At 63.3% G+C, this 9,660-nt stretch carries 10 protein-coding genes and 1 pseudogene; 2 read left to right on the forward strand and 9 right to left on the reverse strand.

All coding sequences use genetic code 11. The features are described from left to right. Window position 1 precedes the first annotated feature (1 nt). From QCE64_RS33840 to leuC, 6 genes are all read right to left on the reverse strand, one after another. Window positions 2–1,879 (reverse strand): FimV/HubP family polar landmark protein, encoded by a 1,878-nt coding sequence (locus QCE64_RS33840; protein ID WP_310008485.1) that lies wholly within the window; start codon window positions 1,877–1,879, stop codon window positions 2–4. Window positions 1,880–2,041: 162 nt separating this feature from the next. Next, the gene (asd, locus tag QCE64_RS33845) at window positions 2,042–3,163 is read right to left on the reverse strand and encodes an aspartate-semialdehyde dehydrogenase (RefSeq protein WP_309935312.1); all 1,122 of its coding nucleotides are present in this window, start codon (window positions 3,161–3,163) and stop codon (window positions 2,042–2,044) included. Between the two features lie 84 nt (window positions 3,164–3,247). Further along, entirely contained in the window at window positions 3,248–3,415 is a 168-nt protein-coding gene (locus tag QCE64_RS33850; RefSeq protein ID WP_309935313.1) for a hypothetical protein, read from the reverse strand. Between the two features lie 143 nt (window positions 3,416–3,558). Continuing rightward, window positions 3,559–4,626: a 3-isopropylmalate dehydrogenase gene (gene leuB / locus QCE64_RS33855; RefSeq protein WP_310008486.1), complete on the reverse strand. Its 1,068-nt coding sequence runs from the start codon at window positions 4,624–4,626 to the stop codon at window positions 3,559–3,561. Between the two features lie 29 nt (window positions 4,627–4,655). Then, window positions 4,656–5,306 (reverse strand): 3-isopropylmalate dehydratase small subunit, encoded by a 651-nt coding sequence (gene leuD / locus QCE64_RS33860; RefSeq protein WP_310008487.1) that lies wholly within the window; start codon window positions 5,304–5,306, stop codon window positions 4,656–4,658. 24 nt (window positions 5,307–5,330) lie between these two features. Further along, entirely contained in the window at window positions 5,331–6,740 is a 1,410-nt protein-coding gene (leuC, locus tag QCE64_RS33865) for a 3-isopropylmalate dehydratase large subunit (protein WP_309927267.1), read from the reverse strand. Between the two features lie 336 nt (window positions 6,741–7,076). Here leuC and QCE64_RS33870 point away from each other — a divergent pair, with 336 nt between their 5' ends. Both QCE64_RS33870 and QCE64_RS33875 read left to right on the forward strand, forming a co-directional pair. Beyond that, window positions 7,077–7,325 carry an AbrB/MazE/SpoVT family DNA-binding domain-containing protein gene (locus QCE64_RS33870; protein ID WP_309821144.1) on the forward strand — a complete coding sequence of 83 codons (249 nt, stop codon included), beginning with the start codon at window positions 7,077–7,079 and terminating at the stop codon, window positions 7,323–7,325. Beyond that, window positions 7,319–7,639, forward strand: a complete 321-nt coding sequence (locus QCE64_RS33875) for a type II toxin-antitoxin system PemK/MazF family toxin (RefSeq protein ID WP_310008488.1) — start codon at window positions 7,319–7,321, stop codon at window positions 7,637–7,639. Before QCE64_RS33870 ends, QCE64_RS33875 begins: the two co-directional genes overlap by 7 nt. A 140-nt stretch (window positions 7,640–7,779) precedes the next feature. Here the strand turns inward: QCE64_RS33875 and QCE64_RS33880 are convergent, their stop codons facing one another. The 3 genes and pseudogenes from QCE64_RS33880 to sdhB form a co-directional block, all read right to left on the reverse strand. Further along, complete coding sequence (locus QCE64_RS33880) at window positions 7,780–9,081, reverse strand: citrate synthase (protein ID WP_310008489.1); 1,302 nt, start codon at window positions 9,079–9,081, stop codon at window positions 7,780–7,782. Between the two features lie 177 nt (window positions 9,082–9,258). Beyond that, window positions 9,259–9,555: a succinate dehydrogenase assembly factor 2 gene (locus QCE64_RS33885; protein ID WP_310008490.1), complete on the reverse strand. Its 297-nt coding sequence runs from the start codon at window positions 9,553–9,555 to the stop codon at window positions 9,259–9,261. A gap of 2 nt (window positions 9,556–9,557) precedes the next feature. After that, window positions 9,558–9,660 (reverse strand): annotated as a pseudogene (gene sdhB, locus QCE64_RS33890) (succinate dehydrogenase iron-sulfur subunit); the annotation flags it as partial.

A 9,660-nucleotide genomic window follows, 5' to 3' on the forward strand; every position in this document is an offset into this window, starting at 1 on the left:
TTCAGGAGTGCGGCGCGAGCGTCGAGAGCAGCGTGGCGGCCTGCTGGCGCGTGGCGGAATCGTTCGATTCGATCACTTCCTGCAACAAGGTGCGCGCGCCCTGAAGATCGCCCAGTTCGATGTACTCGGCAGCCAGTTCGAGCTTGTTGCGGGCGATCGTCGCGAGTTGTGCGGGCGTCAGCGCGGGCAGCGGCTCGGTCGCGCTCGACGACGGCCCCAGATCGAAATCGAGACTCAGCGGCCCGAAGCGCGTTGCGCCGAGCCCCGCCACGGATGCCGCGCCTGCTGTGCCCGCTTCGACCTGCGACGCCACGGACGGTTGCTCCGAAGCCTGCGCCGGAGGATTCGCTACCGGCTGCGGCACGAAAGGCGCCTGCTCGATCGGCGTCTGGTCGATCTCGTGTGCACCGGCGGACCGCGCGCTGACCGGCGGCGTGTCCGGCAGTGCCTCGCGCGGAGGCGGTTCCAGCGCCGCTGTCGGCGCGGGTTCGACCGGCGCCGCGGGTGACGGCTCTGCCTTCAGTTCCATGCGTGGCGGCAACGCCATGTCGAGCGAATCGAGCGCCTGGATAGCCTCCTGCGGGAACTTCGGCATCGGGAAGCTGTGCCTGAGCACGGGTTCTTCATCAGGCGCGAGATCAGGCGAGTGCGCCGGCTCATCGGCCGTACGGGCCTGCAAGTCACGCAGTTCCGCTTCCCGCCCGACGATCTCCTTCTCCGCCGCTTCCCGTGCCTGTTCTTCGCGCTCCGTCATCTTGCGCAGTTCGGCTTCGCGGGACTCGGCTTCGCGAGCGACGGCTTCCCGCACGCTCCTCTCGTGCTCCAGCGCCTCTTGTGCTTGCTGCTCCGTGGCGTCGCCGCCTGCCAGCGTACCAGGCATCGGCGGAACGAAATCGGGGTGATGCGCGGCCGGCGCGACGGGCGTGAACGCTTCGGTAACGGGGACTTCGCGCGGCGCTTCCGGCGTCGCTCGGGCGGACGTCGAAGGGTGTGCCTCGGTCGTCGGGGGCAAGTCGGATTCGGAGCGTGCCGCCGGAATCTGCGGCGCCTCGGCACGTTCGAGACTCGCCGCGGCTGCGTCGATTTCAGGCTGGCTTTCCTCGACAGGATCATCAGCACGCGCAAGCGCCGCAGCAGCCGCGCCAGCTTCAGGTCCACGCTCTGAGCGAGCGTCGTCCGCGGCCTCGGTCGGACGCTGCCTGCCTCGCCGCATCCGCATCACCACCATCAGCACGACGATGACCGCGATCACGAGGCCGATCAGCACCGGCGACATGCCGCCGCTTTTGGCGGGCGCGGTGCTGGCGGAGGCGCTGGCGGTGACGGCAGGTGCGGGCGCCGGTTCGGTCGTCTGTGTGGGCGTCGATGCCGTGTCCGCCGGCGCGCTCGCGGCGGGTGCAACCGACGACGCAGGCGCCGCGCTCGCAGCCATGGCCGGCGCGCTTTCCGAAGCTGGCGCGACCGGCGCGGAAGCGGCAGTGGCCGCCTCCACCGGCGCTGAAGCTGAGGCAGAAGCCGAAGCCGCTGCCGGCGCCGACGCGCCGCTCAGATCGGCGGGCACGTTCAGCACGGCGCCGAGCTTCAGCTTGTTGATGTCGTGATTACCGAACGAGGTCGGATTCGCGTCGAACAGTGCGCGCGCCGCACGTGCCTTGACGTCACGATCCTTCGATCCCGTCAGCTCGCCGGCAATGTCATTGAGCGACTGCCCCGGCTTGACCGCATAGGTCTGACCCGGCGCGGCGGCAGAGGCCGCATCGCTGGCCTGGGCGAACGCGTCGCCGGGATGCGCCCAGAACATCGCGCATACGGTGAGGCTGACCGCGGCCAACGCTGCACGCGACGTCGAAACGAGAGACCGGCGAGGTCGTTGGATCATTGAGGCTCCGGAATACGGCGAGATTGACGCGACGCGGGCACGGCCCGCCCGCTCGAAAACGGTTGTGCCGCGATGCGGCACGCGATCGCCCAAAACAAAAGGCGCCGCGTGAAACGCGACGCCTTCCTGTTTCAGCTACACGCTTCAGGCGCGTAGTTTACTTTACTTGTCCAACAGAATGCGCAGCATCCGGCGCAGCGGTTCTGCGGCGCCCCACAGCAGCTGGTCGCCGACCGTGAACGCCGACAGATACTCGCCGCCCATGGCCAGCTTGCGCAGGCGGCCCACCGGCACCGTGAGCGTGCCCGTGACGACCGAAGGCGACAGATCGCGCATCGACGCTTCACGTTCGTTCGGCACCACGTTCACCCAGTCGTTGGCCGAAGCCAGGATGTCGTTCACTTCGTCGAGCGGCACATCCTGGTTGAGCTTGATGGTCAGCGCCTGCGAATGGCAGCGCATGGCGCCGATACGCACGCACAGGCCATCGACGGGAATCGAGCCCGGCTGGCCCATCGCCGGCTTGCCGAGAATCTTGTTGGTTTCCGCGCCGCCCTTCCATTCTTCCTTCGACATGCCGTTGCCGAGATCCTTGTCGATCCACGGAATCAGCGAGCCGGCGAGCGGCACGCCGAAGTTGTCGACCGGCATGCGTTCGCCGTTCATCGCGGCGAGCACGCGGCGGTCGATGTCGAGAATGGCCGAGGCTGGATCCGCCAGATCTTCCTTGGCCGCGCCGTAGAGCACGCCCATTTGCTGGAGCAGTTCGCGCATGTTCTGCGCGCCCGCGCCCGATGCGGCCTGGTACGTCATGGCCGTCATCCAGTCGACAAGGTTTTCGCGGAACAGGCCGCCCAGCGCCATCAGCATCAGGCTGACCGTGCAGTTGCCGCCGACGAAATCACGGCCGCCCTTGACCAGCGAATCCTTGATGACGTCGAGATTGACCGGATCGAGGATGATGACTGCGTCGTCCTTCATGCGCAGCGCCGACGCCGCGTCGATCCAGTAGCCCTTCCAGCCCGCCGCGCGCAGCTTCGGATACACCTCGTTGGTGTAGTCGCCGCCCTGGCACGTGATGATGGCGTCGCACTTCTTCAGGTCGTCGATGCTCGTTGCATCCTTGAGCTTCGTCTCGTTTTTGGCGAACGACGGCGCGTTGCCGCCCGCATTGCTGGTGCTGAAGAACACCGGTTCGATCAAGTCGAAATCGCCTTCCTGCTGCATGCGTTGCATCAGGACGCTGCCGACCATGCCGCGCCAACCAACGAGACCTACGTTCATGACTCACTACCCTTGAAGTGGACGCTTCCCCGCATCTTTACCCGGCGTGGCCGCGCGGGGAAGACGCTCGGACACGAGGGACGATCAGCGAATCGTGATCGCTTTGATGGAGATTTTCGTAATGCGCGTGGTTTTGGAGAACCCGGACGCAACTTGAATGGCGTCGATACGCGTGCCGATGGCGAGTTCCGTGGCGACGGCATGTGCGCCGCGTCCGATGGAAACCAGAGAGAATTGAGAGTTCTTCGCCATGACGAAAGAATATACACGATAAGCCGCTGTTTTCGTCGGTGCGATGCGTCTTCCGGGTGAAATTCGTATCGATCGTGCAGGAACAGCGGTAAAAAGAGACGATCGGCCGCTTTATCCGCGATGCGGCCAATCGCCTCCCGCGATTACAGCGCCTTCAGCACCGCATCGCCCATTTCCTTCGTGCCGACGATCTTGCCGTCCGGCGTGGCGATATCACCCGTCCGATAACCCTGCTCCAGCACCTTCTTCACCGCGCTTTCCACGCGCTCCGCCTGTTCGGTCTTGCCGAGCGAATAGCGCAGCATCATCGCGGCCGAGAGGATGGTGGCGAGCGGATTGGCGACGCCCTTGCCCGCGATATCCGGCGCGGAGCCATGCGACGGCTCGTACAGGCCCTTGTTGTCCTTGTCGAGCGAAGCCGACGGCAACATGCCGATGGAGCCCGTCAGCATGGCCGCTTCGTCGGACAGGATGTCGCCGAACATGTTGCCGGTCACGACCACGTCGAATGCCTTCGGCGCCTTGACCAGCTGCATCGCGGCGTTGTCGACGTACATGTGCGACAGCTCGACGTCCGCGTATTCCTTCGCCACGTCGATCATCGTGTCGCGCCACAGCTGCGAGGTTTCGAGCACGTTGGCCTTGTCGACGCTGGTCAGCTTCTTCTGGCGCTTCTGCGCTGCCTGGAAAGCGACGTGCGCGATGCGGCGCACTTCGGGCTCCGAATAGCGCATCGTGTCGAAGCCTTCCTGCGCGCCTTCGAACGGACCATCCGGCGCCTGACGCAGGCCGCGCGGCGCGCCGAAGTAGATGTCGCCGTTCAGTTCGCGCACGATCAGGATGTCCAGACCCGACACGATTTCCGGCTTCAGCGACGACGCGCCCGTCAGCTGCGCATAGCAGATCGCCGGACGGAAGTTCGCGAACAGCTGCAAGTGCTTGCGCAGGCCGAGGATGGCTTGCTCGGGACGCAGCGCGCGTTCGAGCCTGTCGTACTTCCAGTCGCCTACTGCGCCGAACAGGATGGCATCGGCTTCCTTCGCCAGCTTGAGCGTGGACTCGGGCAGCGGATGACCGTGCGCCTCGTAGCCCGCGCCGCCGACCGGCGCTTCTTCCAGCTCGAACTTCTCGCCGAGCGCGTTCAGCACCTTGACCGCTTCGGCCATGATTTCCGGACCGATCCCGTCGCCGGGCAGCACTGCAATCTTCATCGTGTGTTCCTTTCCTGATCGTGATGGATTTAGCCGGCGAGCCGGTGATTCAGCCACGGCTGCTTCGCAAGACGCTCGGCTTCGTACTGGCGGATCTTGTCGGCGTGGCGCAGCGTGAGGCCGATATCGTCGAAACCGTTCAGCAGACAGTACTTGCGGAAGCCCGGCACGTCGAAGGTGTACTCGGTGCCGTCGCCGGTGCGCACGACCTGCGCTTCGAGATCGATGGTCAGCCTGAAGCCGACGAACGCATTCGTCTCGTTGATGAGCTTGTCGACATCCTGTTCCGACAGCACCACCGGCAGCAAGCCGTTCTTGAAGCAGTTGTTATAGAAAATATCCGCGAAGCTCGGCGCGATGATCGCGCGGAAGCCGTACTGGTCCAGCGCCCACGGCGCGTGCTCGCGCGAACTGCCGCAGCCGAAGTTCTTGCGCGTCAGCAGGATGGACGCGCCCTGATAGCGCGGCTGGTTCAGCACGAAGTCCGGGTTCAGCGGACGCTTGCTGTTGTCCTGGCCGGGCTCGCCGACATCGAGATAACGCCATTCGTCGAACGCGTTCGGGCCAAAGCCGGTGCGCTTGATCGACTTCAGGAACTGCTTCGGGATGATCGCGTCGGTGTCCACGTTCTCGCGATCGAGCGGCACTACGAGGCCGCTATGCACATTGAATTTTTCCATGACGTTCGGACCTTTTCGAAATGTTTAAGCGAGCTTGCGGACGTCGACGAAGTGACCTTCGATCGCCGCGGCAGCAGCCATGGCCGGGCTTACGAGGTGCGTGCGCCCGCCCGCGCCCTGACGGCCTTCGAAGTTGCGGTTCGACGTCGACGCGCAGCGTTCGCCGGCATCGAGCCGGTCGGCGTTCATTGCGAGGCACATCGAGCAGCCCGGTTCGCGCCATTCGAAACCGGCGTTCGTGAAGATCTTGTCGAGGCCCTCGCGCTCGGCTTGTGCCTTCACGAGTCCGGAGCCCGGCACGACCATCGCCAGACGGATGTTCGACGCCACGCGCTTGCCCAGCGACTTCACGACGTAGGCGGCAGCGCGCAGATCCTCGATGCGCGCATTGGTGCACGAGCCGATGAAAATCTTGTCCGGCTTGATCGATTCGATCGGCGTATTCGGCTGGAGCGCCATGTAGGTCAGCGCGCGTTCCATTGCGTCGCGTTTGACCGGATCCTTTTCCTTGTCGGGATCGGGCACGCGGCCGTCGATGGACGTCACCATTTCCGGCGACGTGCCCCACGTCACCTGCGGCACGATCTCGGCGGCATTGAGTTCGACGACGCGGTCGAACTGCGCGTCCGGGTCCGACTTGAACTGGCGCCAGTACTCGACCGCATGGTTCCACTCGACACCCTGCGGCGAGTACGGACGGTCCTTCAGGTAACTGATGGTGGTGTCGTCCACGGCGACCATGCCGGCGCGCGCGCCCGCTTCGATGGCCATGTTGCAGACGGTCATGCGGCCTTCCATCGACAGCGCGCGGATAGTCGAGCCGCCGAATTCGATGGCGTAGCCCGTTCCGCCCGCCGTGCCGATCTTGCCGATGATGGCCAGTACGATGTCCTTCGCGGTGCAGCCGCGCGGCAACTGCCCTTCCACCTTGACGAGCATGTTCTTGCTCTTCTTCTGCAGCAGCGTTTGCGTGGCGAGCACGTGCTCGACTTCCGACGTGCCGATACCGTGCGCCAGCGCGCCGAATGCGCCGTGTGTGGACGTGTGCGAATCGCCGCAGACGATGGTCATGCCGGGCAGTGTCGCGCCCTGCTCAGGTCCGATGATGTGCACGATGCCCTGACGCAGGTCGTTCATCTTGAACTGCGTGATGCCGAAGCTATCGCAGTTCTGGTCGAGCGTGTCGACCTGCAATTTCGAGACGGGATCGGCGATGCCGTGCGTACGGTCCGTGGTCGGGACGTTGTGATCGGACACCGCCAGATTCGCGCTGATGCGCCATACCGGGCGCTGTTCGAGCTTGAGGCCTTCGAAGGCCTGCGGACTCGTCACTTCGTGCAGCAGATGACGGTCGATGTAGAGGATCGAGGTGCCGTCCTCTTCCGTGTGGATCACGTGTGTGTTCCACAGTTTGTCGTAGAGAGTCTGTGCCATGGTGAGCGCTTTCGTATGTGACTGCGGGGAATGTGCCGCCATGTAGCGACGGCTTGTTAACCGATTATGCCACCTCTGCACGCGTCCCGGGTACTAGGATGAGGGAAAAACCTATTAAAAACAATGCTTTATGCTAGTGGTGCCAGTACCCGGATCAGCACTACCAGCCTGCTTTGTTTCTCGCGGCGGATCGGCCATCTGGCTGAATGGCGGTGTGACCGCCGCGTCGGTAGCCTGTGTTGAAGCGCGGGGTTTCGCGCGCGTACCAACATTGTATTGAGCGCATGCCCATGGAGTTATAACATCGTGCTTCCTGTTCAGATCACGAGCGATTCCATGAAAACCACTATCCGGAAGATGGGCAACTCCCAGGGCGTTCTGATTCCGAAACCGTTTCTCGCCCAGCTGGGCCTGGAGAAGGAGGTCGAAATGGAAGTCGAAAATGACGCAATCGTCTTGCGTCGTCCGCGCAACAAGGCGCGTCACGGCTGGGCGGAAGCCAGCAAGTCCATCTCGCAGAGCGGCGGCGACCGTCTCGTCATGGGCGAGTTCGGCAATGGCGAAGATGCGGAGCTGGAATGGTAGCCCGCGGCGATATCTGGCTGACCGCGCTCGACCCTACCTTGGGCAGTGAGATTCAAAAAACGCGACCTTGCGTCGTCGTTTCACCGCCTGAGCTGCACGATCATTTGCGTACGGCCATCGTCGCGCCGATGACCACCAAGGGCCGGCCGGCGCCCTTCCGCATTCCGGTCACGTTCAACCGCAAGCAGGGGTTCATCCTGCTGGATCAGATCCGTACGGTGGACAAGGTACGGCTGGTCAAGCTGGAAGGATCGATCGAACTAAGCACGCTCGGGACCGCGCTGGGCGCGTTGCAGGAAGTGTTTGCGGACTAGGACCAGAGGCTCGCCGCTGGCCACCGCTTGCTGCTGCTTTCTGCTGCATGCAGCCCGGCATCGGCCCGTCGCGCGGACATTAAAAAACCCCGGCGGTTGCCCGCCGGGGTTTTCTCGCAGCGTTCCGTAACGTACGCGGCTTAACGCTTCGCCAGCGGCTTTGCCTCGCGCGGCGTCTGGCCGATGAACAGCTGACGCGGACGGCCAATCTTCTGCTCCGAGTCCGCAATCATCTCGTTCCATTGCGCGATCCAGCCCACCGTACGCGCCATCGCGAAGATGCACGTGAACATCGAGGTCGGGATGCCCAGTGCGCGCTGCACGATGCCCGAGTAGAAGTCGACGTTCGGGTACAGCTTGCGCGACACGAAGTATTCGTCTTCCAGCGCGATCTTTTCGAGTTCCATCGCGAGCTTGAAGAGCGGGTCGTCATGCAGGCCGAGCTCGTTCAGCACTTCGTGGCACGTCTCGCGCATCAGCTTTGCGCGCGGATCGTAGTTCTTGTAGACGCGGTGACCGAAGCCCATCAGCTTCACGCCCGAGTTCTTGTCCTTCACTTGCTTGATGAACTCAGGAATGTTGTCGACCGAGCCGATCTCTTCCAGCATGTTCAGCGCGGCTTCGTTAGCGCCGCCGTGCGCCGGGCCCCACAGGCAGGCGATACCGGCCGCGATACACGCGAACGGATTCGCGCCCGACGAACCCGCCAGACGCACGGTGGACGTCGAAGCGTTCTGCTCGTGGTCCGCGTGCAGGATCAGGATGCGGTCGAGGGCGCGCACGAGCACGTCGTTGACCTTGTACTCTTCGCACGGGTTCGAGAACATCATGTACATGAAGTTCGCGCTGTACGAAAGTTCGTTCTTCGGATAGACGAACGGCTGGCCCACGCTGAACTTGTAGGCCATCGCGACGAGCGTCGGCAGCTTCGCGATCATGCGGATCGCGGAGACTTCGCGGTGACGCGGATCGTTGATGTTCAGCGAGTCGTGATAGAACGCCGACAGTGCGCCCACCGCTGCCGTCAGCACCGCCATCGGGTGCGCGTCACGGCGGAAGCCGCGGAAGAAGAAGTGCATCTGCTCGTGCACCATCGTGTGACGCGTGACCGTGTCCACGAACTCCTTGGCTTGCGCTTCATTGGGCAGTTCGCCCTTCAGCAGCAGGTAGCAGGTCTCGAGAAAGTCGGCGTTGACGGCCAGTTGTTCGATCGGGTAGCCGCGGTACAGCAGCTCGCCCTTGTCGCCGTCGATGTAGGTGATCGCGGAATTGCACGCAGCCGTCGACATGAAGCCCGGGTCATAAGTGAACTTGCCGGTCTGACCGTACAACTTGCGGATGTCGATCACGTCCGGGCCCATCGTGCCCTTGTAGATCGGCATTTCGACGCTCGGCGAGTTGTCGCTGAACGATAGCGTGGCTTTAACATCTGACGGGGTCATAGCACATCCTCAATCGAAGTATGGATACAGGTTTTCGATAATTTGCACGACGGAAGCTGCGCGGCAAAAACTGTACTGTCGGCCGTTGGTCTCAGTACGGCCTTGTCATTTCAGCCGAAGCGTTGCAAATCGCAACCATCGGCCTATTTTGCAAAACTCCGCGCATTCCTGCTGAAGTCACACGGTGCGCAGCATGCCAAGCAAGCGGATCACATCCGGCGTTGCCAGGTCGCCTTCCGGCTCCGTGCGGGCCAGCAGCAGGTCCATCAGTTCGTTGTCGCTCAGCTCGAGCAGACGGGTCAATGCGGCCACGTCGGCGTCGCAGAGCTCTTGCTCATATCGGCTGAAGAAACGATCGAAGATCAGATCGTTTTCCAGCAGGCCGCGCCGGGCACGCCAGCGAAGGCGTGCGCGACGAAGGGGGTCGGACTGATGCGGAGAATCGTCTTGGGTATCGACCATCACATTGCCCATCCTCAGACCGCCCGGCGCACCATCAATTCCTTGATCTTGCCGATCGCCTTGGTCGGGTTGAGCCCCTTCGGGCACACGTCGACGCAATTCATGATCGTATGGCAG

The sequence above is a fragment of the Caballeronia sp. LZ043 genome (assembly GCF_031451075.1).
In the GTDB taxonomy this organism is placed as follows: domain Bacteria; phylum Pseudomonadota; class Gammaproteobacteria; order Burkholderiales; family Burkholderiaceae; genus Caballeronia.

Coding starts and splice junctions, on each gene's coding strand:
- QCE64_RS33880 (WP_310008489.1), bottom strand. CDS start 9,081: ATGACCCCGTCAGATGTTAAAGCCACGCTATCGTTCAGCGACAACTCG.
- QCE64_RS33850 (WP_309935313.1), bottom strand. CDS start 3,415: ATGGCGAAGAACTCTCAATTCTCTCTGGTTTCCATCGGACGCGGCGCA.
- asd (WP_309935312.1), bottom strand. CDS start 3,163: ATGAACGTAGGTCTCGTTGGTTGGCGCGGCATGGTCGGCAGCGTCCTG.
- leuC (WP_309927267.1), bottom strand. CDS start 6,740: ATGGCACAGACTCTCTACGACAAACTGTGGAACACACACGTGATCCAC.
- QCE64_RS33870 (WP_309821144.1), top strand. CDS start 7,077: ATGAAAACCACTATCCGGAAGATGGGCAACTCCCAGGGCGTTCTGATT.
- QCE64_RS33885 (WP_310008490.1), bottom strand. CDS start 9,555: ATGGGCAATGTGATGGTCGATACCCAAGACGATTCTCCGCATCAGTCC.
- leuD (WP_310008487.1), bottom strand. CDS start 5,306: ATGGAAAAATTCAATGTGCATAGCGGCCTCGTAGTGCCGCTCGATCGC.
- leuB (WP_310008486.1), bottom strand. CDS start 4,626: ATGAAGATTGCAGTGCTGCCCGGCGACGGGATCGGTCCGGAAATCATG.
- QCE64_RS33840 (WP_310008485.1), bottom strand. CDS start 1,879: ATGATCCAACGACCTCGCCGGTCTCTCGTTTCGACGTCGCGTGCAGCG.
- QCE64_RS33875 (WP_310008488.1), top strand. CDS start 7,319: ATGGTAGCCCGCGGCGATATCTGGCTGACCGCGCTCGACCCTACCTTG.